This is a genomic window from Rhizobium grahamii, assembly GCF_009498215.1.
Taxonomy (GTDB): Bacteria; Pseudomonadota; Alphaproteobacteria; order Rhizobiales; family Rhizobiaceae; genus Rhizobium; species Rhizobium grahamii_A.
Genome location: NZ_CP043499.1, coordinates 1906167 through 1930620, shown reverse-complemented (window position 1 = coordinate 1930620; position 24454 = coordinate 1906167). Strand labels below are relative to the sequence as shown.

Annotated in this window: 19 protein-coding genes and 1 riboswitch; of the genes, 12 read left to right on the top strand and 7 right to left on the bottom strand. The window is 60.4% G+C overall.

Going from position 1 to position 24454, the window contains the following annotated elements; genetic code table 11:
• The first annotated feature begins 46 nt into the window (after positions 1 to 46).
• Positions 47 to 193: riboswitch (FMN riboswitch) on the top strand.
• A 119-nt stretch (positions 194 to 312) separates the two neighbouring features.
• The gene (locus FZ934_RS27550) at positions 313 to 789 is read left to right on the top strand and encodes a 6,7-dimethyl-8-ribityllumazine synthase (RefSeq protein ID WP_153273934.1); all 477 of its coding nucleotides are present in this window, start codon (positions 313 to 315) and stop codon (positions 787 to 789) included.
• A gap of 61 nt (positions 790 to 850) precedes the next feature.
• On the opposite strand, the gene FZ934_RS27545 is transcribed toward FZ934_RS27550, so the two are convergent.
• The gene (locus FZ934_RS27545; protein ID WP_153273933.1) at positions 851 to 1555 is read right to left on the bottom strand and encodes a transcriptional regulator NanR; all 705 of its coding nucleotides are present in this window, start codon (positions 1553 to 1555) and stop codon (positions 851 to 853) included.
• A gap of 179 nt (positions 1556 to 1734) precedes the next feature.
• Here FZ934_RS27545 and oiaX point away from each other — a divergent pair, with 179 nt between their 5' ends.
• From oiaX to apnL, 9 genes are all read left to right on the top strand, one after another.
• The gene (gene oiaX / locus FZ934_RS27540) at positions 1735 to 2991 is read left to right on the top strand and encodes a 3-oxo-isoapionate-4-phosphate decarboxylase OiaX (RefSeq protein ID WP_153273932.1); all 1257 of its coding nucleotides are present in this window, start codon (positions 1735 to 1737) and stop codon (positions 2989 to 2991) included.
• Between the two features lie 5 nt (positions 2992 to 2996).
• Positions 2997 to 4328, top strand: coding sequence for a four-carbon acid sugar kinase family protein (locus tag FZ934_RS27535; RefSeq protein WP_153273931.1), 1332 nt, complete (start codon positions 2997 to 2999; stop codon positions 4326 to 4328).
• 106 nt (positions 4329 to 4434) lie between these two features.
• Positions 4435 to 5262, top strand: coding sequence for a phosphogluconate dehydrogenase C-terminal domain-containing protein (locus tag FZ934_RS27530; RefSeq protein WP_153273930.1), 828 nt, complete (start codon positions 4435 to 4437; stop codon positions 5260 to 5262).
• A gap of 76 nt (positions 5263 to 5338) precedes the next feature.
• A complete protein-coding gene (locus FZ934_RS27525) occupies positions 5339 to 6280 on the top strand; it encodes a D-ribose ABC transporter substrate-binding protein (RefSeq protein ID WP_056814949.1) in 942 nt (313 codons plus the stop codon).
• 78 nt (positions 6281 to 6358) lie between these two features.
• On the top strand, positions 6359 to 7003 hold the full coding sequence (locus FZ934_RS27520; protein WP_153273929.1) for a DUF2291 family protein: 645 nt from the start codon (positions 6359 to 6361) through the stop codon (positions 7001 to 7003).
• A gap of 2 nt (positions 7004 to 7005) precedes the next feature.
• Positions 7006 to 8550, top strand: a complete 1545-nt coding sequence (locus tag FZ934_RS27515; protein ID WP_194273847.1) for a sugar ABC transporter ATP-binding protein — start codon at positions 7006 to 7008, stop codon at positions 8548 to 8550.
• Positions 8547 to 9611: an ABC transporter permease gene (locus FZ934_RS27510; RefSeq protein WP_153273927.1), complete on the top strand. Its 1065-nt coding sequence runs from the start codon at positions 8547 to 8549 to the stop codon at positions 9609 to 9611. Before FZ934_RS27515 ends, FZ934_RS27510 begins: the two co-directional genes overlap by 4 nt.
• Position 9612: 1 nt before the next feature.
• Positions 9613 to 10647, top strand: coding sequence for a Gfo/Idh/MocA family protein (locus tag FZ934_RS27505; RefSeq protein ID WP_153273926.1), 1035 nt, complete (start codon positions 9613 to 9615; stop codon positions 10645 to 10647).
• Positions 10644 to 12521 carry a D-apionate lactonase gene (gene apnL, locus FZ934_RS27500; protein ID WP_153273925.1) on the top strand — a complete coding sequence of 626 codons (1878 nt, stop codon included), beginning with the start codon at positions 10644 to 10646 and terminating at the stop codon, positions 12519 to 12521. Before FZ934_RS27505 ends, apnL begins: the two co-directional genes overlap by 4 nt.
• A 65-nt stretch (positions 12522 to 12586) precedes the next feature.
• Here the strand turns inward: apnL and FZ934_RS27495 are convergent, their stop codons facing one another.
• From FZ934_RS27495 to FZ934_RS27475, 5 genes are all read right to left on the bottom strand, one after another.
• Complete coding sequence (locus FZ934_RS27495) at positions 12587 to 13903, bottom strand: extracellular solute-binding protein (RefSeq protein ID WP_153273924.1); 1317 nt, start codon at positions 13901 to 13903, stop codon at positions 12587 to 12589.
• A 45-nt stretch (positions 13904 to 13948) separates the two neighbouring features.
• Positions 13949 to 14797 carry a carbohydrate ABC transporter permease gene (locus FZ934_RS27490; RefSeq protein WP_153273923.1) on the bottom strand — a complete coding sequence of 283 codons (849 nt, stop codon included), beginning with the start codon at positions 14795 to 14797 and terminating at the stop codon, positions 13949 to 13951.
• Positions 14794 to 15675 (bottom strand): carbohydrate ABC transporter permease, encoded by an 882-nt coding sequence (locus FZ934_RS27485; protein WP_153273922.1) that lies wholly within the window; start codon positions 15673 to 15675, stop codon positions 14794 to 14796. Before FZ934_RS27485 ends, FZ934_RS27490 begins: the two co-directional genes overlap by 4 nt.
• Positions 15668 to 16750, bottom strand: a complete 1083-nt coding sequence (locus FZ934_RS27480; protein WP_153273921.1) for an ABC transporter ATP-binding protein — start codon at positions 16748 to 16750, stop codon at positions 15668 to 15670. Before FZ934_RS27480 ends, FZ934_RS27485 begins: the two co-directional genes overlap by 8 nt.
• Before the next feature lie 66 nt (positions 16751 to 16816).
• Entirely contained in the window at positions 16817 to 19576 is a 2760-nt protein-coding gene (locus tag FZ934_RS27475) for a glycoside hydrolase family 2 protein (RefSeq protein WP_153273920.1), read from the bottom strand.
• Between the two features lie 187 nt (positions 19577 to 19763).
• On the opposite strand from FZ934_RS27475, the gene FZ934_RS27470 reads away from it, so the two are divergent.
• Positions 19764 to 20798 carry a LacI family DNA-binding transcriptional regulator gene (locus tag FZ934_RS27470; protein WP_153273919.1) on the top strand — a complete coding sequence of 345 codons (1035 nt, stop codon included), beginning with the start codon at positions 19764 to 19766 and terminating at the stop codon, positions 20796 to 20798.
• On the opposite strand, the gene FZ934_RS27465 is transcribed toward FZ934_RS27470, so the two are convergent.
• The gene (locus FZ934_RS27465) at positions 20795 to 21004 is read right to left on the bottom strand and encodes a hypothetical protein (protein WP_153273918.1); all 210 of its coding nucleotides are present in this window, start codon (positions 21002 to 21004) and stop codon (positions 20795 to 20797) included. The two genes, FZ934_RS27470 and FZ934_RS27465, sit on opposite strands and share 4 nt — an antisense overlap.
• Positions 21005 to 21391: 387 nt before the next feature.
• Between FZ934_RS27465 and FZ934_RS27460 the strand changes: the two genes are divergently transcribed.
• The gene (locus FZ934_RS27460; protein ID WP_153273917.1) at positions 21392 to 24412 is read left to right on the top strand and encodes an alpha-mannosidase; all 3021 of its coding nucleotides are present in this window, start codon (positions 21392 to 21394) and stop codon (positions 24410 to 24412) included.
• Positions 24413 to 24454 lie beyond the last annotated feature (42 nt).

Here is a 24454-nt window from a genome sequence, read left to right as displayed (position 1 = left end):
CGACGTCCGGGAGCTTGCATTCCTCTTGGCCTCCGAACTATTGTGCCAGCGTTCTCAGGGCGGGGTGAAATTCCCCACCGGCGGTATCAGGCGAAAGCCTGGAGCCCGCGAGCGCTTCCGGCAGCGTCGGAAGGTCAGCAGATCCGGTGAGATGCCGGAGCCGACGGTATAGTCCGGATGGAAGAGGACATGGCAGGCGCACCTTTCGTTGCGAGGGGACGCGCGTCCTGTCTGTTCGCTCAAGGGATCAGGCCCTCCGGGGCTTTATCGTCATAGCCGGCGTCGCCGGCAAAACCCTTGAAAGGCATTTCGATGCTTCAAACTGCAGTCACCACCCAAAAACGGATCGCGGTCATCCGGGCTCGCTGGCACGCCGACATCGTCGACAACGCCGTCGACTCGTTCGTGGCCGAATGGGGCAATCTTGGTCGGTCGTCTTCCGATGTCGAGATCATTGACGTTCCCGGCGCCTTGGAGATCCCTCTCCATGCTCAAACGCTGATCGGCACCGGAAAATACGATGCTGTCATTGGCTGCGCATTCGTCGTCGACGGCGGGATCTATCGCCATGACTTCGTCGCGGGAACCGTTCTTGACGGACTGATGCGCGTTCAGCTCGACACCGGCACGCCGGTCCTTTCCGTCGTTCTCACGCCACACCATTTCCAGGAATCCGAAGCTCACATCGGCTTCTTCAAGCAGCACTTCGTGACGAAGGGCAAGGAAGCCGCAAACGCCTGCGCCGCGATCCTCGGTGCCAGAGCAAAGCTTCTCGCCAGCGTCGGGTAAAAGCCTTGGGACGGCGGCCATTGGCTGGCCGTCGTTCTCACCCCGAGACGGGATTACCGCATCACTTCGAGTACAGCGCTCTCGAGCGTTCGAGATGCTTCAGGATGGCCGTTTCGGAGCCCTCGGCGTCCCCTGCCTCCAGGCGGTCGACGATCTCCTCGTGCTCGACGAGCGTGAACTTCTCCTTGCCCGTCCAGATCAGCATCTCCGTGTGGTATTGCTTCAACCACGCAAGCATCGCCTCGCTGACCGCGACATAGATGGGGTTGCCCGAAATCTGCGCGATGCGGGTATGGAAATGCATGTCCGCCGCAATGAACTCCTCGGCCTGCCCCAGCGAGTTGCGCTGACGCTCGATGATCTCCTTGAGGTCGCTGATGTCCGCTTTGGTTGCCCGTTGCGCCGCTTCTCGCGCCATGCCGCGCTCAAAGAAGATACGCGCACTCTTCAGATGCTCAAGCGAGTCCGATGACTGCGACAGCATGATCTTCGCGGTGAGATCGACCTGCTGAAAGATCGACCGCGCGGTGAGCTTCAGGACCTTCGCGCGCTCCCCGTGCGAGATGTTGACGAGACCCTTGTTCGCGAGCGACTGCATCGCTTCTCGGATCGCCGGCCGTCCGACACCAAACCGCTCCATCAGAACACGTTCCGACGGCATCTCGTCACCCGGCTGCAACTCGCCTGAAGTGATCATCCGTTCTAGTCGATCAAACACCTCGTCGGACAATTTCCGACGGACGATTTGTTCGATGGGTTGGGTCATAAGATCTCGCTGGCTCAAATATCACCTCCCTACCATCATCTCCGTTGCTCGACAAAGCAACGGAGCGAAAATTCATCCGCACCAAAATTTTGCTTTCCATGAATTGGAATACTCATTATACCAGTTGATGAGTTGACGCCATGACAATTTGATCTGGCGAGAGGAGCAACCGGCATTTCATGATGATTACCCTGACCTACCGCATCGAGACGCCGGGCAGCGTCGAAGCCATGGCGGAGAAGATCGCAAGCGATCAGTCGACCGGGACCTTTGTTCCGGTCCCCGGTGAGACCGAGGAACTGAAGTCGCGTGTCGCCGCAAGGGTACTGGATATTCGCCCGCTCGAGGGGGCGAGCTATCCGACATGGCCAGAAGTCGCCCCCGGTACGCGTCTCAACCGCGCTGACGCCGACATCGCCTTTCCTCTCGACGCGATCGGAACCGACCTTTCCGCCCTCATGACCATCGCCATCGGTGGCGTGTTCTCCATCAAGGGCATGACCGGCATCCGCATCGTGGATATGAAGCTTCCGGATGCCTTCAGAGATGCGCATCCCGGTCCGCAGTTCGGCATTCCCGGCAGCCGGCAACTGACCGGCGTCGAGGGCCGTCCGATCATCGGCACGATCGTCAAGCCGGCCCTCGGGTTGCGTCCGCACGAGACCGCAGAGCTTGTCGGAGAACTGATCGAATCCGGGGTCGACTTCATCAAGGACGACGAGAAGCTGATGAGCCCGGCCTACTCGCCGCTGAAGGACCGGGTTGCCGCGATCATGCCGAGAATTCTCGATCACGAACAGAAGACCGGCAAGAAGGTGATGTATGCCTTCGGCATCTCGCATGCCGACCCGGACGAGATGATGCGCAACCATGACATCGTCGCCAAGGCCGGTGGCAACTGCGCCGTCGTCAACATCAATTCGATCGGCTTCGGCGGCATGAGCTTCTTGCGCAAGCGCTCCAGCCTGCTGCTGCATGCTCATCGCAACGGCTGGGATGTGCTGACGCGGGATCCGGGCGCTGGCCTCGACTTCAAGGTCTACCAGCAGTTCTGGCGGTTGCTCGGCGTCGACCAGTTTCAGATCAACGGCATCAGGGTCAAGTATTGGGAGCCTGACGAGAGTTTCGTGTCGTCCTTCAAGGCGGTCAGTACGCCGCTGTTCGATGCCGCGGACTGCCCGCTGCCGGTTGCCGGCTCCGGTCAATGGGGCGGCCAGGCGCCCGAGACCTACCAGAGAACCGGTCGTACCACCGATCTCCTCTATCTCTGCGGCGGCGGCATTGTCAGCCACCCCGGCGGTCCGGCGGCAGGCGTTCGCGCGGTACAGCAGGCGTGGCAGGCCGCAGTGGCCGACATTCCCCTGGAAACCTATGCCAAGGACCACCCTGAACTTGCCGCTTCGATTGCCAAGTTCAGCGACGGCAAGGGCGCGTGACAGCAATGAGCAATCCGCTTCTCAGCTATTACGGCGACGACTTCACCGGCTCTACCGACGTCATGGAAGCATTGGCATCGAACGGTGTTCCAACGGTGCTTTTCCTCGACATCCCGACGCCCGAAATGCTTGGGCGTTTCGACGAGTGCCGCGCCATCGGCGTTGCCGGAACCAGCCGGAGCGAAACCCCGGACTGGATGCAGGAACATCTGACGCCTGCGTTCGAATGGCTGAAGTCGCTCAATGCCAGCATATGCCACTACAAGGTTTGCTCTACGTTCGACTCGAGCCCCAAAGTCGGCAACATCGGGAAGGCGATCGAGATCGGCCGCACGACCTTCGGCCAGACAACCGTGCCTGTCATTGTCGGCGCGCCGCAGTTGAAGCGCTACACCGCCTTCGGGAACCTGTTTGCCGCCTACCAGGGCCAGATCTTTCGCATCGACCGCCACCCGGTCATGAGCCGTCATCCGGTTACGCCGATGCACGAGGCGGATCTCGCACTTCACCTTGGAGCGCAGACCAACATCCCGGTCGCTGTTGCTGACCTTGTTGCGACCGCTGCGCCGGATGCGGATGATCGTATCGACCAACTGGCTGCCAAGCAGGGCATCCTTCTGATCGATGTGAGCTCTGCCGAAAGCCAGGAAACGGCCGGCCACCAGATGCTGCGTGTCACGCAGCAGGCCGGAGCCTTTGTCGCCGGTTCCTCGGGCGTTGAATACGCGCTTCTCGCGGCCTGGCGCCGGCAGGGTCTTGCGAACGACAGCACTGTTTTTGCTGATGTCGGCGCCGTCGATCGCCTGGCCGTGGTTTCCGGCAGCGTGTCGCCCACGACAGAGCGGCAGATCCGCACCGCTCTCGACAATGGCTTCGCCGGGATCGCCCTCGATCCGGTCGCGCTGGTTTCGGAAAATGGCGAGCGGGCGACGCAAGCGGCAATTGCCGCAGGGGCGTCCGCGCTGACAGACGGCCGCAGCGTCATTCTGCACACGGCGCTCGGTCCGAGCGCGGATCGCGGTGTCGATATCGACAAGATTCCCGGTGCGCGCCACCGGCTGGGCCAGTCTCTCGGTCGCATATTGCGCAGCCTTATCGAACGCGAGGGATTGAAGCGGGCGGTCATAGCGGGCGGCGACACATCGAGCCATGCCCTCAAGGAACTGAGAGTGGATGCGTTGACCACACTTCTGCCGCTTCCCCAGACCCCGGGATCGCCGCTCTGCCTCGCCCATGGCAGCCATGAGCCCACGAATGGGCTCCAGATTGCGCTGAAGGGCGGGCAAGTCGGCACCGACGGATATTTCTCACAGATACGCGATGGGGCCCGAAGCTGAGATGGCTCGCGAAATCCCCAAAAATGCACACTTCACTAGTGATATGGTGATTGACTCATCATACCAGTTTATGCTCCTATCCAGACCACAGAAAAGGTGAGGAAACATGACTACAATTGCCCTCTTCGGCGCCGGTGGCAAAATGGGCTATCGACTTGCCAAGAATCTCAAAGGCTCGCGTTTCGACGTGCGTCATGTCGAAGTCAGTGACGCCGGCAAGGCACGCCTGAAGAACGATCTCGGTATCGACTGCGTCGGTGCGGACGCCGGGCTCGACGGCGCCGAGGTCGTGATCCTCGCAGTTCCCGATACCGCGATCGGCAAGGTTGCAGCTGGCATCGTCGACAAGCTGAAGCCGGGCACCATGGTCATCGCTCTCGACGCGGCCGCCCCGTTTGCGGATCACCTGCCCAAGCGCGACGATCTCACCTATTTCGTCACCCATCCCTGCCACCCGCCGATCTTCAACGACGAGACGGACATGCAGGCCAAGAAGGATCATTTCGGTGGCCTCTTCGCCAAGCAGCACATCGTCTCCGCGCTGATGCAGGGACCGGACGCCGCCTATGCACTCGGTGAGGAAATCGCCAAGGTCATCTGGGCGCCCGTCATGCGCTCGCACCGCGTTACCGTCGAGCAGATGGCGATGCTCGAGCCCGGCCTTTCGGAAACCGTCTGCGCCTCGCTGCTCGTCGTCATGCGCCAGGCCATGGACGAATGCGTGGCACGCGGCGTGCCTGCGGAAGCCGCCCGCGACTTCCTGCTCGGCCACATGAACGTGCTCGGCGCAGTCATCTTCAAGGAAGTTGACGGGGTATTCTCCGATGCCTGCAACAAGGCCATCGAGTTCGGCATCCCCGCGCTGATGCGCGACGACTGGAAAAAGGTATTCGAACCACAGGAAATCGCCGAAAGCATCCGGCGCATTACCTGATCTGCTCGGCGAGGCGAAAGCCTCGCCCATCACCGCCCCAAGGGAGACGGGGCTTATTCACACTCGGGAGGATAACATGACACTGACACGCAAACTGACCCTGGCGGCCTTTGCCGGCGCGCTCGCGCTCAGCACGGCCATTCCGGCCTTCTCGGCGGACCTCATCGCCATCATCACGCCGGCTCATGACAACCCGTTCTTCAAGGCTGAAGCCGTCGGCGCCGAAGCCAAGGCCAAGGAGCTTGGCTACGAAGCCCTCGTCATGACGCATGACGACGACGCCAACAAGCAGTCCGAAATGATCGACACCGCGATCGGTCGCGGCGCCAAGGCGATCATCCTCGACAACGCCGGCGCCGATGCATCGGTCGCAGCCGTCAAGAAGGCCAAGGACGCAGGCATCCCCTCCTTCCTGATCGACCGTGAAATCAACGCCACCGGCGTCGCCGTCGCGCAGATCGTTTCGAACAACTACCAGGGCGCCCAGCTTGGCGCACAGGAGTTCGTCAAGCTGATGGGCGAGAAGGGCAACTATGTCGAGCTGGTCGGCAAGGAATCCGACACCAACGCCGGCATCCGCTCGCAGGGCTATCATGACGTCATCGACGACTATCCGGACCTGAAGAGCGTTGCCAAGCAGTCGGCCAACTGGAGCCAGACTGAAGCCTACGCAAAGATGGAAACCATCCTGCAGGCCAACCCCGACATCAAGGGCGTGATCTCCGGTAACGACACGATGGCCATGGGCGCCATCGCGGCCCTGCAGGCTGCCGGCCGCAAGGACGTCATCGTCGTCGGCTTCGATGGTTCCAACGATGTTCGCGACTCCATCAAGGCAGGCGGCATCAAGGCAACCGTTCTGCAGCCGGCTTACGCGCAGGCACAGATGGCCGTTGAACAGGCTGACGCCTACATCAAGAACAAGACCTCGCCGAAGGAAGAAAAGCAGCTGATGGATTGCGTTCTCATCAACGCTGACAACGCTTCCAAGCTCGAGACCTTCGCGCTGGCGAAGTAATTGACAGAGAACAGCCGCAGAGGGTTCGGGAAACCGGGCCCTCTGTGGTCTATTTCACTAAACTTCGAGGTTCATCGCATGTTGAGGATCAGGGGCGCCCTGATCGCCGCTCTCGTGGCGGCGGCTTTGCCTGGCTGCAAGATCATCAAGACGCCGACTGCCGAGGAAAAGGCACAGGCGGCTGCAAAGGACGCATTCGATCCGAATGCGAAGGTCGAGGCGATCTGGCAATCGCAGGCTGTCCCCTATTTCGAAAAGCGCGCCGGGGAACTCAAGGACGTAGCGGCACTTGCCGCGTCGAGCCCCGACCAGGCCGGCGAAAAATACGGGAATCCAAGGAAGCAGGCGAGTTCGCCCTGGACCTATGCCGTGAAATTCTCCGGCAAGGTGGTCGCGGCCGATACACAATCGCGCGCGGCAACGCTTGATGTCGACGCCGATGGCGACGGCAAGGCCGATGCCAAGGTGCAGATCGGTCCGGCTCTGCGCGGGACGGCGCTGCGCGACACGCTTGATTTCGTCAACTTCAACGAATTCAAGAACCAGATCGAATGGGCCCAGTTCGGCAAGGCCTTCAATGAGAAGGCAAACAAAGCCTTCCTCTCGGCCGTGCCGCGCGATGGACTTGTCGGAAAAACCGTAACGGTCTTCGGCGCCTTCCCGGTGCCAGGCGCGGGGCAGCTGCCGCTCGTCACTCCATCGGAACTGACGGTGGGGCAATAGCCATGAGCGAAGCCCCCAACAACGACATCATCCTTCGCCTTGACGATGTTTCGAAGGTCTACTCGGGTATCGTCGCGGTCAAGCGCGCCAATCTCGAATTGCGGCGCGGTGCGGTCAACGTGCTTGTCGGCGAAAACGGAGCCGGCAAGTCGACGCTGATGAAGATCATCGCGGGGGTCGAAAGGCCAACGCTCGGCAAGATCATTCTCGACGGCGAGCAGGTCTCCTTCGACAGCCCGGCTGATGCGCAGGCGCACGGCATCGGCATGATCTTCCAAGAACTCAATCTCTTCTCCAACATGTCGGTGGCCGAGAACATCTTCGCCACACGGGAGATCACCCGCGGTTTGCGCGGCATCGACCACAAGGCGCAGGTCGAGAAAGCCAATGCATTCCTGAAGCGACTGGATGCCGGGATCGACGCCGGGACGATGGTGGAAGACCTTCCCATCGGCCAGCAGCAGCTCGTCGAGATCGCCAAGGCAATGTCGCTGAACGCACGCATCCTGATCATGGATGAGCCGACGTCGGCGCTTTCGGCGGCGGAGGTCGAGATCCTGTTTAAGGTCATCGCGGAGCTGAAGGCGCAAGGCGTCGCCATCGTCTACATCTCGCATCGCCTGGAAGAGCTGATGCGGATCGGCGACTACATCACCGTACTGCGCGACGGCCAGATCACCGGCCAGGCACTGGTCCGCGACATCGACACGCGCTGGATCGTGCGCTCGATGATTGGCTCCGACGCCAAGGACTTTGCCAAGTCCGTGGACCATGCGGTCGGCAAGGAAATGTTTCGTGCTGAGGATATCAGTCTTCCTCGTTCGACGGGCGGCCTTGCGGTCGATCGCGTCTCCCTGTCGGTCAAGTCAGGCGAGATCCTCGGCATCTACGGCCTGATGGGGGCTGGACGCAGCGAATTCTTCGAATGCGTGATGGGACGCCACGCGCACTCCACCGGCAAGATCTTCATCGACGGCAAGGAGGTCGCTGCTCGCGATGTCACGCGCCGTATCCGCCGGGGCTTGGCGCTGATCCCTGAAGATCGGCAGCGCGAAGGCCTCGTCCAGGTTCTTTCGATCGCCAGCAACCTGTCGCTGGCAAGTCTCAACCGCTTTGCCCGGTTCTTCCATATCAACGCGGCGGCGGAGAAGGTCGCCATTCGCGACGCCATAAAGGATCTCGCGATCAAGGCACCCAACCCGGATTTCGAGGTAACCTCGATGTCGGGCGGCAACCAGCAGAAGGTGGTGATCGGAAAGGCGCTGATGACCAACCCGAAGGTTCTGCTGATGGATGAGCCGAGCCGCGGAATCGATGTCGGCGCCAAGGCCGACGTTTTTCGCACCATGCGGCGGCTGGCTGCAAACGGCCTCGCCATTCTGTTTTCGACTTCAGACCTCGAAGAGGTCATGGCGCTTTCCGATCGCATCGCGGTCTTGAGCAACGGCCAGCTGGTCGCTGTTTTCAACAGGGACGAGGCGACGGAAGAGGCTATTATCGCGGCTTCGGCCAAGGGACACGGACATCAAGGGAAACTCGCGTCATGACGGCGGCAACCTCTACCACTTCTTCGCCGACGAGCACGAACGGCTCTGTTCTCCTAACGCTGATGAAGCTCAGAACCTTCATCGCGCTGTTCGCCGTCATCATCTTCTTCGCGATCTTCGCTCCGAACTTCACATCGACGGCGAACATGATCCTGATGTCGAAGCATGTGGCGCTCAATGCCTTCCTGGCGATGGGCATGACATTCGTCATCATCACCGGCGGCATCGACCTCTCGGTTGGCTCGATCGTCGGGCTTTGCGGCATGGTGGCCGGTGGCCTGATCCTTTACGGGATCGAACTGCCGGTCGGCTACACCATCTACTTCAATCTGTTCGAGATCGTGCTCATCACGCTTGCGATCGGCCTGTTCATCGGCCTGATCAACGGGCTTTTGATCACCAAGCTTAACGTGGCGCCTTTCATCGCCACTCTCGGCACGCTCTATGTCGCGCGTGGCCTGGCGCTGCTTTCCTCGGACGGACAGACCTTTCCGAACCTCGTCGGTCGTCCTGAGTATGCGACGACCGGCTTCGATTTCTTCGGCGCGGGGCGCATCCTCGGATTACCGGTTTCGATCTGGATCCTGATCGCGCTCGCACTTCTCGCTGCCTATGTCGCACGTTCGACGCCGATCGGACGCCACATCTTTGCCGTTGGCGGCAACGAGCGTGCGGCCCGCATGTCCGGCATCCGCGTCGATATCGTGAAGATCTTCGTCTATATGTTTTCCGGCCTCTGCGCGGCGATCGTCGGCGTCATCATCTCGTCGGAGCTCATGGCTGCGCACCCGGCAACGGGCGAAAGTTTCGAACTCAACGCGATCGCGGCAGCCGTCCTCGGCGGCACCTCGATGTCGGGCGGTCGCGGTACGATCGGCGGTACGATCATCGGCGCCTTCGTGATCGGCATCCTCTCGGACGGGCTGGTGATGATGGGCGTCTCGTCCTTCTGGCAGATGGTCATCAAGGGGCTGGTGATCATCATCGCGGTTGTCGTCGACCAGGCGCAGCGCCGCCTGCAGCAGCGCGTTACTCTCATGCAGATGGCAAAGGCAGGTTGAAATGACGGAATTGAAAGGTGCATTGATCGGTTGCGGTTTCTTCGCGGTCAACCAGATGCATGCCTGGAACGATGTAGACGGCGCTGAGATCGTCGCGATCTGCGATCGCGATCCCGAGCGTCTGAAGATCGTCGGCGATCAATTCGGAATTGAGCGGCGCTACAGCGATGCCGAGGCGCTTTTCTCGGATGGCGGTTTTGATTTCGTCGATATTGCAACGACCGTGCAGAGCCACCGCCCGCTCGTCGAGATGGCCGTGCGGCACAAGGTTGCAGCCATCTGCCAGAAGCCTTTCGCCAAGACGCTTGCCGATGCCAAGGCGATGGTGGCAGCCTGCCGTGATGCAGGGGTTACGCTGATGATCCACGAGAACTTCCGGTGGCAGACACCCATCCAGGCTGTCCGCAAGGCTCTCGACGAGAACGCGATCGGCACACCGTTCTGGGGCCGCTTCACGTTTCGCTCGGGTTACGACGTCTTTTCCGGCCAGCCTTATCTCGCCGAGCAGGACAGGTTTATCATCGAAGACCTCGGCATCCACACGCTCGACATCGCCCGCTACATCCTCGGAGATGTCCTCTCCGTCACTGCCCGAACCAAGCGGGTCAATCCAAGGATCAAGGGCGAGGACGTCGCAACGATCCTGCTCGATCACGAGAGCGGCGTAACGTCGATCGTCGATGTCAGCTATGCGACCAAGCTTTCGAAGGAGCCGTTTCCCGAGACCTTGATCGAGCTCGATGGCACAGAAGGAACCATTCGGCTGACGCAAGGCTACCAGCTCGAGATCGCGAATGTGCACGGAACGCGCTCGTTTGACGTCTCGCCCAAGCTGCTGCCGTGGGCATCGCGGCCCTGGCACAATATTCAGGAAAGCGTCTACGCGATCCAGCAACACTGGATCGATCAACTCAGACACGGCCGTGAGCATTCGACATCGGGAGCCGATAATCTGAAGACATTTGCTCTGGTGGAGGCCGCCTACGACAGCGCTGCCAGACGCGAGCCAGTGGACATCGGAGCTATGTTTCAATGACGGCAGATGCGTTTCAGCTTTACGGTACCCACGAAGCTGAACCAGCGCCGAGACGATTGCGCGCCGGCAAACTCGAGGCGGATCTTGCGGGCGGCAATCTGCGCAGCATCCGTTATGACGGCACCGAGGTACTGCGGGCGATATCCTATCTCGTTCGCGACCGCGACTGGGGCACCTACAGCCCTGAGATAAGCGACCTGAAGATTGGCGAGAGCGATGGTCGCTTCGAGGTCTCCTATCGGGCGGGTCTTACCGGACCGAAGGACACCAAACTCACGATCGGCGTCCGTATCGCCGGCACCAAAGATCGGCTCGAATTTGAAGCAGACGCCCGCACATCGACCGGCTTCGAGACCAACCGTTGCGGCTTCTGCATCCTGCACCCCATCGTTGGCGTCGCAGGTGAGGCAGCGGTCGTGGAGCACGTCGATGGCTCGGTGGAGACAACCACGTTTCCAGACCTGATCGATCCCTGGCAACCGTTCAAGGATATGCGCTCCATTAGCCACACGGTCGCGCCTGATGTAACGGCCGAATGCCGGATGGAGGGTGACACCTTCGAAATGGAGGACCAGCGCAATTGGTCCGACGCCTCATACAAGACCTATGTTCGCCCCCTGGCCCTGCCTTGGCCATACCAGATTGCCGCTGGCGAACCCATGCGACAGCGGATCACGCTCAGCGTTGCGGATCGCCGCGTTGCCAATTCAGTGCAGACCTCCGAAACCAGCGGAGTGATCAAGCTTAAGCCTGGTTCGCGTGGCGGCAGAATGCCGATAATCGGGCTAGTCATTACGCCCGAGGAAGCTGCTAAATCTCTCAGAGCTGCGGCGACCCTGTCCGAGACCGGCGCACAGGAGTTGCTTTTCCATTTCGACCCGGGCGCCGGGCATGGCGTCGATGCGCTGAGGGATTTCGCCGCTCTGCTCGCGGTTCACAGCGGACGCTCGACGCTCGAAATCGCCTTGCCATGCAGGCAATCACCGGCGGAAGAGACGCGCCAGATCGCGCGGCAGATGCGGGAAGCGAGCTTCAGGCCGGACGCGATCATGATCTCACCGTCGGTCGACCGGCAATCCACGCCTCCCGGCAGCAAGTGGCCGGAATGCCCGCCGCTCGAGGATGTCTATGCGGCAGCCCATGCCGCCTTTGGCGATATCCGCATCGGCGGCGGAATGCTGAGCTATTTCACCGAACTCAATCGCAAGCGCGTGCCCGGCGAACAGCTCGCGTTCGTCAGCCATTGCACCAATCCCATCGTCCACGCCGCTGATGACCTCAGCGTCATGCAGACGCTTGAGGCGTTGCCGTTCATAACGCGCTCCGTGCGAGCGATATATGCTGAAAAGCCCTATCGGATCGGCCCGTCGACCATTCCGATGCGCCAGAACCCGTATGGAAGCCGCACGATGGAAAATCCGCGCGGCGAGCGTATCCCGATGGCAAATCGCGACCCGCGGCATAACGGGCGTTTCGCTGAAGCTTTCGCACTCGGCTATGCCATTCGCGTGCTGGACGCGGATCTGGAATGCTTGACCCTATCGGCATTGACCGGACCCTTCGGGCTAATTGCTGAAGCGGGGGAACCGGTTGCCGAAGGCGAACGTCGCCCGCTCTTCGATACGGTGCAGAAGCTCGCTCGGCTGAGCGGAGCAACCTGGACGGAATGCACGTCATCGGCGCCATCCGAGGTCCTGGCCTTCATCGCCGGCGAGCAATCGGAATCCAGCCTGCATGTCGTCAACCTGACGCCTCGCGAGCAGCACGTGGAGCCATCAGGCCTTGATCTGGCATCATCAGAAGATCGAATCGGATTTGTGCTTGAGCCGTTCGCAACGAAATTTCTGCGGCTGGCAAATACAGCGGTCATCTAGCCGCGAGAACGTCGCGCTTACGACGTTTGAGGAGGCTCGGCGCGACAGCGCCGAGCCTCTTGTCTTTAGTTGGCAAGCAGATCGTTTACCCGCGTCTCGGCATCAGCCAAGGCGGCGTCGATCTCTTTCTGCCCCATGATCGCAGCCGCGACCTCTTCGCCGATGATGTCATTGACGGCGAACTGATGGCGCACCTGTGCCGGGAGCGGCTTGGCGGTTGCAGCGATATCGAGGATCGTCGTGACATGCGGCAGCGCCTTGAACTGGGCAGAGTCGATGACCGCCTGCTGCGCCGGCAGGTGGCCGGTGCGCGCCCATTCGAAGTTGGTATCCGCCATGAACTTCAGGAACTTCTGGATGGCCGCCGTTTGCTCAGGCGAGCGATCCTTCTTCGTCAGCGCCCACGAATGGCCGTCCGACCAATAGGCCGGCGTGCCGCCGAAGACGGGCGGGTAAGGATAGACGGTGTAACCATCAGACAGGGCGTTGCCTTGTGCCTTGGAGAGCGCGTCGAAGTCGCCGACCACCCATGTTCCGTTCAGGAGAACGCCGCCGTCACCCTTGGTGAAACCGGAAAGCGATGCCGCGTAGTCCTGATCCTTCGTCGTCAGATCCTGATCGTAGATGTCCTTGAACAGCTGGACGATCTTCTTTGCTTCAGGCGTGTTCAGTTTCAGATGGGTCGGATCCGCGAAGAAATCCGACTTCATCTGCGTCAGGTAGATGTACATGGCGCGGTAGAAGGCGCCTTTTTCATTGGCCATGCTCTGGACCAGATAGGGCTTGCCCACCTTTTCCTTGAACTGCTTGGCCTGAGCGAGAAGCTCATCGGCGGTCTTCGGCAGGATCAGTGTACCGTCCGCGTTGACCAGACCGGCCTTGCGGAAATAGTTCATGTTGATGTGCCAGAGCATCGTGTGGGAATCGATCGGAAGACCGAAGATCTGGCCATCCTTCGTGACACCCTCGCGGCCAGCCGCCGTGAAGCCGGCAGGATCGACACCCGCACTCTTCAGAACCTCATCGAGCGGCTGCAGCAGCCCCTTCGACTGGTAGTCGGACAGGACGGACTCGTGGATGGTAACGAGATCCGGCGGCTCGCCGGACGCCAACTGCGCGGTCAGCTGATCGTAGCCCGGCCATTCGACCGTGTTGACGTTCACCTTGATATCCGGATTGTCGGCGGCGAACTTGTTGATCTGGGACGTGATGATACCGCATTCGCCAATGGCCTTGCTGATATCGGTGTTCGTCCCCCAGTCGGCATCACACGTACCGAAGAAACGCTGGACGGTGATCTCGACCGGATCGGCCGCCAGTGCCGGTCCTGTCGTCAGCGCAAGCGACGCTGCCAAGAGAATATTTCGCATGCCAGTTTTCATTGCAATCTCCTCCTATTGCTGTGCGAAAACAAATTGCGGGTTACTTCAACGTGCTGCTCGGCCGGAGACGGCAGCGACGATGTATTTCTGGAAGAACAGGTAGACAAGAAGCGTGGGCAGGCCGGCAAAAACCGCCTGCGCCATGAGAAAGCCAAGTCCCTCGGTTTGCGCGAAGTTGGTTTGCATCGACGCGATCCCTGTCGTGATCGTGTACATCTCCTTCTTCGTCGCCGAGATCAGCGGCCACAGGTAATCGTTCCAGGCTCCGAGGAAGGTGAAGACACCAAGTGTCGCCTGGGCGGGAATGGTTTGCGGCAACAGGACCTTCCAGAAGATCGAGAAGCGCGAGGCATTGTCGAGAAGTGCCGCCTCATCCAGCTCCTTCGGTATTTCCCGGAAGTACTGCGTCATCAGAAACACACCGAATGGCGCGGCCAACCCCGGGAGAATGAGGCCGGGATAGGTATTGTGCAGCTTCAGCATGCTGAAGATCTGGTGACGCGCGACGATCACGGCCTGCTCGGGAACCGCAAGGCCAAACAGGACGAGAACGAACAGGATATCCCGGCCTGGAAAGCGGAGACGCGCAAATCCATATCCGGCAAGCGACGACAGGATCAGGACACCGACCGTCATTCCAAACGATACGATCACGCTGTTCAGGAACCAGCGGAAGACGTTCGACCCGCCGAGGACGTCGAGGTAGTTCTTCAGCGTATACGGCGCGTGAAAAACGGCGTTTGTATCAAGCTTGAGCTCCTGATTGAGCTTGAAGGACAGCGCGATCACCCAGGCAATCGGCAGGATCATGATCAGAGCGGCAAGCACGACAAGCAGCACGATCAGGACATCGCCTATCCGCGGCCTGACCATTCCAATGTTCGCACCGGTCATCGGCTCTCCTCCTTGCGGCGTGCGACGACGTACTGGACCAGAGCCGCCATCAAGATGAGCGCGAAGAGGACCTGCGATGTCGCGGCACCCATGCCGACGTCAAAGCGACGGAACGCGACCTCGTAGACATAGAGAACCACTGGTCGTGAGGCGTTGTTCGGGCCACCCTGCGTCATCAGCTGGGCCTGACCGAACAGCTGGAATTGCAGCACGCATTGAACGATCAGGACGAGCACGAACGTCCGACGTATGGCCGGCAGGGTGATGTGCCACAGCGTTTTCCAGCGTTTCGCATTGTCGAGCGCCGCAGCCTCATAGATCTCGCCGGGTATCTGCTGCAGCGCCGCCAGAAACAGCATCATCGGCAGGCCAATGCCCCACCAGAGCGTTGCGATGGCGATCGCCGGCATTGCCAGCTTCGGGCTGCTCAAGAACGCAACCTGCGGCAATCCGAGCCAGCCGAAAATATTGGACAGCAAGCCGATGTCGGGGATGAAGACGATGCGCCAGATCAGCGTGACAACCGTAACCGACAGCACCGACGAGGCGAAGAATATGGCGCGCATGACGGTCGCAAACCGCGTCTGGCGGTTCAGTGCCAGCGCCAGCGCAAGACCGCAAACGGCGAAGGCCGGTACGGTCAGCAAGACGAAGTAGAGGGTATTGACGATCGATCCGAGAAAAACCTTGTCGGCAAACAGCCTCGAGTAATTGGCCAGCCCGACGAATTTGCCGGGCCCGAACAGATCCGCCTTCGTCAGGCTGAGCCAAGCACCCCAAAGCAGCGGAATGACAAGCAGGCAGGAGAAAACCAGTAGAAACGGTGTGACGAAAATGCCGTTCTTCAGATCGGATTGATGTGCAGTCGCGCTACGCATCCGACATCTCCCGGCAGGCTTTGCCATCAGCGTCGAAGAAGTGCATTCCCGCTCTGTCGAAGCCAAGAGATACCGTCGTGTCGGCGGTGAGAGCGCTGTCGCCCTTTGCTTCCGCAACGATAAGCGCGCCGGTCTTGAGCCTCGAATAAACGAGTGTTCGGTCTCCAAGGCGCTCGACAACCTCGACTGCGGCATCCAAACCGCCGACGCCGGGAGCGCCAAGCGCGACGGCTTCCGCCCGAATGCCAAGCGTGAGCGGGGCTCCGCCGGAAGCCGTTCCAATGCGTGGGCTCGGACCGACGACAGTGCCGTCGGCAAGCTTTAGCTGATTGCCTTCGGTCGTCACGGGCAGAAAATTCATTGCCGGCGAGCCAACGAACTCCGCGACAAAGCGCGTTGCCGGCCTGGAGTATATTTCCATCGGCGTGCCGACTTGCTCGATCCGCCGATTGTTCATGACCACGATCCGGTGCGCGAGGGTCATGGCCTCGATCTGGTCATGTGTCACGAAGACCATGGTCGACCGCATGCGATTATGAAGCTGCGCCAACTCGACCCGCGTGCGAACGCGAAGGGCAGCATCGAGATTGGAGAGCGGTTCGTCGAAGAGAAATGCCTTTGGCTCCTTGACGATCGCCCGGCCGATGGCGACGCGCTGACGCTGACCGCCGGACAACTGGCTTGGCTTGCGATCCAGGAGATTGTCGAGGACCAACATCTGCGCTGCGCGTGTCACCCGTTCCTTGATGTCGGCTTCGGGAACGCCGATGTTTCGCAGGCCGAAAGCCATGTTGTCGCGCACGCTCATATGCGGGTAGAGCGCGTAGTGCTGGAAGACCATGGCGATCCCGCGTTCGCCGGGCGGCAGTGGGTCGATGCGCCGTCCGTCGATGAGGATTTCTCCGCCATCGATCCCCTCGAGACCGGCAATCATCCGCAGCAGAGTGGATTTTCCGCAACCCGACGGTCCGAGAAACACCATGAATTCATTGGAGTCGATCGTCAGTGTCAGGTCATCGATGACCTTTACCGCGCCGTAGCTTTTCGTGATGTTCTTCAGTTCAATGAGCGCCACACTTTTCCTCCGATATTTCCAACGCCCGGTCGAGATGGGGCGCTCCTCCGCGCCCCACGCTTCACCTCAACGACGCTGAGCGATGGTCGCGGTCATTGCATCGAACAGGGCAACGGCCACAGGATCCGAACCCGGAGCGCTGCTCGTCAGCCGGAAGGTGGTTGCCAGCAACGAACCGCGCCCGACACTCCGCTCGGCAATGGTGACCGCGGGTTTGTGAAGCCAGCCGATGACGACACCGCCATGAACGGGTCCGGCGAACTCGAACGTCCTGAAGCCGGTCATCACATGATGCGGAACCACCTTCTCGAACGAGAGATCAAGGAGCGGACCGCCGGGTATGGATGCAAATGCGCCCTTGCGCCGGATCCAGCTGAAGTTCGCAATCCAGTCGCCCCGCCACATGGTTCCCTCGCGCTCGATCAGACCAATGCCCGGCAATTGCTGATCGATGCCAACAGGCATGTTGCGCTCATTGACGATCATTTCTCGATAAAGGCGCTCGCCTGCGGGAACGTCCGTGCGAAGGTTGCGATGGGTGGCAACCGAGCCGTCGGCGATAACAAGGTAACGTGCGCCTTCGCGCATTTTCTCGATGTCGTCGCTATCAAGAGCATGAGCGAGATGGATATCGGCAGCCTCGGCCTGCGCGATCGGGTAGCCGATTGCCTGCGCGAAGGCGAGCAGTTCCGGGTCCCTGGACGTCACGCTCGGAAGGCGCGTTGCCTGCCGTTTCGCGTAAACCGAGATGTCGAGGAAGTTCGTCGAAATGGAAACGCCGTTCGAGATCACTTCGAAGACAATCCGCAGCCGCTCGTTTGTGGCAGACTCTGGTATCGGCAACTTCAGCGTACCGGCTTTCGACAGGCCGTTCGGCCCCGCAGCCGGCAACGCACGCTCGCCGCGCTCGGCATAGCTCCATTTCAGGATTGCCCCATCCGGAATTTCGCCGCCGCCGGTGGCGACGCTGACATCGACGTCAAGGACATCGCCCGCATACACCGCCCAGGCTGCCGGCCTTGCGATGATGACGAGATCCGCGTTGACCTGCGGAAACACGTCGTGAAACACACGCGGATTGCGGTTCATGTCGAGGAGACCGTTGGCCTCCCAATGAACATCCGTGAATTCCGTGATCACGTAGCCGACGATCGACGGATAGGATCGCATCACCTCGATCTGGTACTTGAGATTGTCGAACTGGTACCACTGCACCGCTTCGATGAAGGCACCAAAGTCTTTGAACACACCATCGAGATGTAGGGTGTTGAACCGGGTCTGGATGCCATGCGGATAAGCGACACCATCTCCCCAGGTAGCGCCCGTCTCCATCCAGAACGGCTCGCTGCCATCATCGAGCAGCAGCTTGGAAGGATCAGGCAAACCCCAGACGCCGAACTCGGAAACGATGAGCGGTTCATCGCCGCGCCATTGCGCATCCCCGAGGCTGGAGTAGGTCCAGGACGCGCCGCCGGCGAACTGCTTGGTGAGTTCGTCCCACTCGCCAAGACGCTCCGGCACGGAGCGATAGTAGTGATAGTCGTTCATATCCGACTTCACGTGAAAGTTCGGGAAGCACGCGGAATTGTCGGACACTAGGCGCGTCGGATCGAGCGCCTTCAGCCAATCATAGGTATCGGCGAGCCAACGACGGTGATCCTCGTTCTCGACGAGGCGTGTGCCCCAGTCCTCGTTGATGATCGTCCACGCGACAATCGACGGATGGTGACCATCGCGGCGCAGAATCCCGGCCATCGTCTCCCGCATGCGCCGAGCCGATGCCTCCGTGAAGATCTGCACATTCGGAATTTCCGTCCAGATCACCAGCCCGAGCCTGTCCGCAACCTCGTAGTAGCGGGGGTCTGGAATCTTGATGTGAATACGCAAGGTATTCAAGCCGAGTGCCTTGGCCTTGCGCGCCTGATCTTCCAGGAATTCGAGTGAAGGCGGCGTGCAGATGCCCGCTGGATAATAGTCCTGATCGAGTGCCGCACGCATGTAGAACGGCGCACCGTTGAGGTAGAGCCTGCCGTCACGCGCCTCGAACGTGCGAAAGCCGAAAGTGACGGAGGTTCTGTCGATGGGTGTGCCGCCAGCGGAAAGAATGAGATCGGCGCGATAAAGCGCCGGCGTGTCTGGCGACCAGGCTTTGATGTTAGCGATCGTTGCGCGCAGCGACGCTCCCGAGGACGAGACCCGCGCGACCTCGACACCATCAGGATCGACGATCGCGACCGTCGCTTCGTATCCGCCGCCATCGCCTGACAATTCAAGATCAAAGTCAACCACGCCCGAGGCCAGATCGGCGTCGACTTTTACGTGCTCGATATGGCACTCGCCGCATTGTTCGAGAACAACTGATTGCCAGATGCCGCCCAACGGCCCGTACCAGCTCTGCTTGCCATGCGGTATCTCGGAGAAGGGGAACTGCGGATACTGGTTGGCATCGGCGCTTGGGAGTGTCACGACGACTTCCAGCTCATTTTCCGGACGAAGGAAATCGTGCGGGATGATGAAGGAAAACGGGAGATAGCCACCTTCATGCGTTCCAACGGCTCGCCCGTTGACCAGCACCTCGGCGAAATAGTTCACGGCGCCGAAACGCAGCATGACCCTTTTGCCTGCCCATTCCTGCGGCAGGGAAAATGTTCGCCGATGACGTGCCCGGCCGAACGCTGTCCGCAGATCCGCAAACTCTGCCTGCCAGACCGCGGGGACGGCGCTCTTGCGCCACGCATCGCTGTCGCCGAACTGGAAATCCCAGACGCCATCAAGCGCTATCGTTTCCCGACCCTTAGCCTCCGCAGCCGCATTCTGAGTTGGCATGATCCCTCCTTGCATGTAAAATTATTAGTTATATTATTAGTAAGCATTATCGGCCTTATAACTAAAAGGCAAGCCGGTTTTTTGCGCCGTGGACAGCAAGCTGCAGGGACGTTGTGGGCAACCCAAATTCCTTATAGTTTGCAATCAGTTCCAATTGGCGGACCGAATGAGGGAGCGGGGTTAAACAGTGACGAAGCGTGCCACGATGATCGACGTTGCGCAGCGGGCGGGCGTCTCCCAGGCAACGGTCTCGCTCGTCATGAATGGCGTCAGCAATCCTCGTGTATCGCAGGCCACGCGCGCTCGCGTCATGGAAGCCGCCGAGGAACTCGGTTATCGAAAGGGACCGCGGCACAACGTCCCGGAACACCGCAGGCCGGTGATCGGCTTGCTGATCGACGAGGTCATGTCGACGCCGTTTGCCATGCCCTTCATCGAGGGGGCGCGTGATGAAGCCGCGCTTCAGGACGTCATTGTGGCAACCTTCTGCACCCGCTCGGATCCGAAGCTCGAAAATGCCGCCCTGGATCTGCTGTTCGAAATGAACGTGATCGGCATCCTCTACACGACACTGACGACCCGGCAGGTCGTCGCCCCCGATCGTCTGAGCGACATGCCGACCGTGCTCATGAACTGCTATGAAAAGCAGCGCCGCCATCCGTCAGTTGTTCCCGGTGACGTCGCCGGCGGACATGCCGCGACCGATGCCCTTCTGCGCGCCGGCCATCGACGGATCGCCCATCTGAAGGGTGAAGAATGGATCGAAGCGGCACAGGACAGGGAAAAGGGATATCGCCAGGCCCTGACCACCTGGGACGTGCCGATCGACGAGGAACTGATCCTAACTGGCGGATGGACGGTCGACGGCGGCCGCGCGTTGACGACGCGACTTCTGGATTCGGCGGACCCGCCGACCGCGATCTTCTGTTTCAACGACCGCATGGCCGTCGGCGCCTACGACGCCATCAAGAGCCGGGGACTGAGGGTGCCCGAGGATATCTCCGTCGTCGGTTTCGACGACGAGGATCTCGCCTCCTACATGGTTCCGCCTCTATCGACGGTGCTTCTCCCCCATGACGAGATGGCTCGCTGGGCCGTCGGCACCTTGCTGGATCAGAACGACGGGATATCCGCGCACCGAAGTGCGCAGCGCGTGAAGATTGAGTGCCCGCTGATCGAGCGCGGATCTATCCACCCTGTGCCATCCACCGAACGTGGTTAGCTTGCGCTTGGAACCAGAAAGAACGGTGAGAAATCCTTATAGCCCAGGACCGGTTCATCGCAGACAGGATCAAAGCGATCGGCCGGCTTGGTTCGATGACAGCTCGGGTCGGTCTTGAAGGCAAAACCGGGAACATGAATGTAACGGCTCGACGCAGAGACATCGAATGCAACGCAGCACATCACGATAGCGAGAAGTATTCGCATGGCGCCCTCCTGTAGTATATTAATACATACTAAATTACAGATGATCCCCGCTGACAATTCATTCGAACTGAGTAAGGCGGCAGCGTCATCGATCACGATCGCGGCGATGAAACCGGCAGGCATTGGAGGCAGAACTGCCAGCGGTCGGTATCCAACATTTTCCCATGGCGTCTGCCCAACTTCCGGCGATAGGGTTCGCAATCGTTGGGTTGAACGTCCACGGAACAAAGCAGCCGGAGAGCATGCGATGGCGTGCGGAAACACCGAAACCATCGCCTGCAAGCCCATTCTGGCGACCAACAGATTTTCAGATCTCTATCCATTCACCCGGCACGCTGATGCGACCGCCGCTTTTTAATCTTCGTTTCAAATCGCAGGGTAATTCTCATGACGCTCACGCTTGCCCAACGCCTCGAACGCCTTCATGTCCGCACGACCGAGCTTGCCTACTGGCGCATCCGAGAAGTGGTTCAAGTCGATGGCTGGACGTTCAACGGTGAGCCGATCGAGATTGGCGCGCTCTGGCCCGAGAGCGTTGGCACGGTTCACTTTTCGGCGCGTGCGAATGTCCCAGATCATTGGCCACTCAAAGACGCGCGCCTGGCGCTGGATCTCGGCGGTGAAAGCCTGATCACGCTGAACGACGAGGCCGGCAATGAAAAGCGGCTTGGTCTCGATCCCTACCACCGTGAATTTGCGCTGCCTTCGAGCAACGTCAGGATCACATCCGAAAGCGTGGCCAGGTTACCTTTCGGCGAGCCGGTTCGGGCACCGAGACTGGAGCATGCAGCGCTGATCTGGCTCGACACGGCCGTCGACGATCTCTGGCTGTTGCTGCGGCAGATTTGCGAGTCGGTCCATATTCTGGAGCAGCATGAGGTCGTTCCACACCTTCTGGATATTGCCGAGGACGCAATGAGGGGACTGGAGTGGCCCTCCGCCACAGCTGCTTATGTGGCGCGCATGGCGCCATCTCCGATGCTGCAGAAAGTCTGGCAGCTTCCGCCGTTGGAAGCTTCGCCCGAGGGACTCAATCAAGCCGAGCGCGCGAGTGTGATTTCCGCCCATCAGGTCTTGCTGGAAAAACTTCGAGGACTCCAGGAACGTTTCCCGCCGCAGGGCGAGATCGCACTGACAGGACATGCACACATCGATCTGGCGTGGTTGTGGCCCTACAACGAGACACGGCGCAAGATGCGCCGCACGTTCCACACCGCGCTGTCGCTAATGGAGCAATCATCCGACTTCCGCTTCAACCAATCGACCGCCCACTACTATGCGCAGATCGCCGAAGACGATCCGGCGCTGCTTGAGCGGATCGTCGAAAGAAGCCGTGAGGGCCAATGGGAGACGCTCGGCGGCATGTGGGTCGAGCCCGACACGAACATGCCGACCGGCGAGAGCCTTGCCCGGCAAATCCTCTATGGGCAGCGCTATTTTGAAAAGACGTTCGGCACTCGCCACCGTGTTTGCTGGCTGCCGGATTGCTTCGGCTTCTCCGGCGCCCTGCCGCAGCTGCTAAGGCAGGGAGGGATGGATAGCTTCTTCACGATCAAGGTCAACTGGTCGGAGACAAACAAATTCCCATCCGATCTCTTCTGGTGGGAGGGGCTTGATGGAAGCCGGGTCCTTACCCACACGTTCGACAATCCAATGCAGGGCTACAACGGCTTTGTACGCGCCGACTGCTTCGTCCCGACGTGGCGGAATTTCAAGAATAAGGACAAGCACGACACCACCCTTCTCGCGGTCGGCTACGGCGACGGCGGCGGTGGGGTCACGCCGGAGATGATCGTCCGCGAAGAGCAGCTGCGCGTATTTCCAGCACTGCCCAAGGCAAGGTGGACGAATGTCCACGGCTTCTTCGAAGGCGCCCATCAGAGCGCCACAGCGAAGAACCTGGCGACGTGGCGGGGCGAGATCTATCTTGAACTGCATCGCGCGACGCTGACCAGTCAAAGCGTCGTCAAGCGCCTGCATCGTAAGGCCGAACGCACGCTGATCACGACGGAGACACTTTTCGGTCTCGCGCATCTGCTTGGCGCCAACAAGCCGCGATCGATGGAGCCGGAATGGCGCTTCGTCTTGAAGAACGAGTTCCATGACATTCTTCCGGGCTCGTCGATCGCAGAAGTCTATGCCGACGCGGAAACGGAACTCGAAGCGGTGATCGCGACCGGCCAGGCGGCCCAATCAGAAGCGATGGAAAGCATTGCCGCGCACTTGCCGAAGGGCACCGGCGACAACCTTCTCGTCGTCAATCCATCCCTGTCCACCCGCCCGGCCCGGCTGACGCTGCCAGAAGGGAGTATCGTTTCATCTGACGTCATGATCCCGCCGCTTGGTGTTGCCGTCCTCGCCCGAGAAACGCTGCAGGCAACGCCCGGCCTCTCGGTCAGTCGCAGGCACCTCGAAAACGCGATCCTGAAGGTCAGCTTGGCGAAGGATGGTTCGATCGCAAGCATCATTCACAAGCCGACTGGTCGTGAGGCTTTGCAGGATGGCGGCAATCGTCTGTTCGTCTATCCCGCCGATAAGCCGCGCAACTGGGACGCCTGGGATGTCGAGGAGGACTACGCTGCTCGCGGGGAAGAGATAAGTGCACTCGACAGCCTCGAAGTCCTAGACGATGGACCGCACCGAGTGGCGATCCGGATCGTCAGAACATGGCGGCACTCGCGGATCACGCAAATCCTGTCGCTTGGCGCCAATGCCCGACGCGTCGATATAGAGACCGAGCTCGATTGGCGTGACCGCCGCGCGTTCCTGCGCACGCTGACCAACGTCGCCGTCAGCAACGCCCGCGCGACCTGCGAATGCGCCTATGGCGTCGTCGAGAGGCCAACGCACTCCAACACGTCGTGGGACGCGGCCATGTTTGAGGCGCCGGCCCACCGTTTCGCCGACCTTTCCGAGCCAGGCTTCGGTGTCGCAATTTTGAATGACGCCAAGTATGGCCACAGCATTCGCGGCAATGTTCTCGGCCTGTCGTTGCTGCGATCTCCGATCTATCCTGACCCGCTCGCTGATGAAGGCTTTCAGAGGTTCACCTACGCGCTGATGCCGCATGAGGGCGCCTGGTATGACGGGGGAGTTCGCGAAGAAGCCGAGGACCTGAACCAGCCGCTTCTCGTTGCCCCGGCGACAGATCGCGCGACCGGGAACTGGCAGCCGCTGAAGACGAGCGGCATCGACGCTGCTCTTTCAACGATCAAGCCGACGGAGGACGGGGATGGGCTGATTGTGCGTGTCTACGAACCCGCTGGACGCCGCGGCGCTCTCGCACTCGACCTGCCGTCCGGCTGGCGCAACGAGGGTCCCGTCAGCATCCTGGAGGAAGCGATGGATATACCCGCCGAAGGATTGATGCCCTTCGAGGTCAAGAGCTGGCGGATTTCGAAGAGCTGAATGCCTGGTGGCGAAAGGGGCTGATCTCGGCCCCTTTCCAGT

Bases quoted from the DNA above. Each gene is read 5' to 3' on its own strand.
- FZ934_RS27475 (WP_153273920.1), bottom strand. From the start codon at position 19,576: ATGCCAACTCAGAATGCGGCTGCGGAGGCTAAGGGTCGGGAAACGATA.
- apnL (WP_153273925.1), top strand. From the start codon at position 10,644: ATGACGGCAGATGCGTTTCAGCTTTACGGTACCCACGAAGCTGAACCA.
- FZ934_RS27485 (WP_153273922.1), bottom strand. From the start codon at position 15,675: ATGCGTAGCGCGACTGCACATCAATCCGATCTGAAGAACGGCATTTTC.
- FZ934_RS27525 (WP_056814949.1), top strand. From the start codon at position 5,339: ATGACACTGACACGCAAACTGACCCTGGCGGCCTTTGCCGGCGCGCTC.
- FZ934_RS27510 (WP_153273927.1), top strand. From the start codon at position 8,547: ATGACGGCGGCAACCTCTACCACTTCTTCGCCGACGAGCACGAACGGC.
- FZ934_RS27550 (WP_153273934.1), top strand. From the start codon at position 313: ATGCTTCAAACTGCAGTCACCACCCAAAAACGGATCGCGGTCATCCGG.
- FZ934_RS27495 (WP_153273924.1), bottom strand. From the start codon at position 13,903: ATGAAAACTGGCATGCGAAATATTCTCTTGGCAGCGTCGCTTGCGCTG.
- FZ934_RS27460 (WP_153273917.1), top strand. From the start codon at position 21,392: ATGACGCTCACGCTTGCCCAACGCCTCGAACGCCTTCATGTCCGCACG.
- FZ934_RS27530 (WP_153273930.1), top strand. From the start codon at position 4,435: ATGACTACAATTGCCCTCTTCGGCGCCGGTGGCAAAATGGGCTATCGA.
- FZ934_RS27520 (WP_153273929.1), top strand. From the start codon at position 6,359: ATGTTGAGGATCAGGGGCGCCCTGATCGCCGCTCTCGTGGCGGCGGCT.
- FZ934_RS27490 (WP_153273923.1), bottom strand. From the start codon at position 14,797: ATGACCGGTGCGAACATTGGAATGGTCAGGCCGCGGATAGGCGATGTC.
- FZ934_RS27505 (WP_153273926.1), top strand. From the start codon at position 9,613: ATGACGGAATTGAAAGGTGCATTGATCGGTTGCGGTTTCTTCGCGGTC.
- FZ934_RS27465 (WP_153273918.1), bottom strand. From the start codon at position 21,004: ATGCGAATACTTCTCGCTATCGTGATGTGCTGCGTTGCATTCGATGTC.
- oiaX (WP_153273932.1), top strand. From the start codon at position 1,735: ATGATGATTACCCTGACCTACCGCATCGAGACGCCGGGCAGCGTCGAA.
- FZ934_RS27545 (WP_153273933.1), bottom strand. From the start codon at position 1,555: ATGACCCAACCCATCGAACAAATCGTCCGTCGGAAATTGTCCGACGAG.
- FZ934_RS27515 (WP_194273847.1), top strand. From the start codon at position 7,006: ATGAGCGAAGCCCCCAACAACGACATCATCCTTCGCCTTGACGATGTT.
- FZ934_RS27535 (WP_153273931.1), top strand. From the start codon at position 2,997: ATGAGCAATCCGCTTCTCAGCTATTACGGCGACGACTTCACCGGCTCT.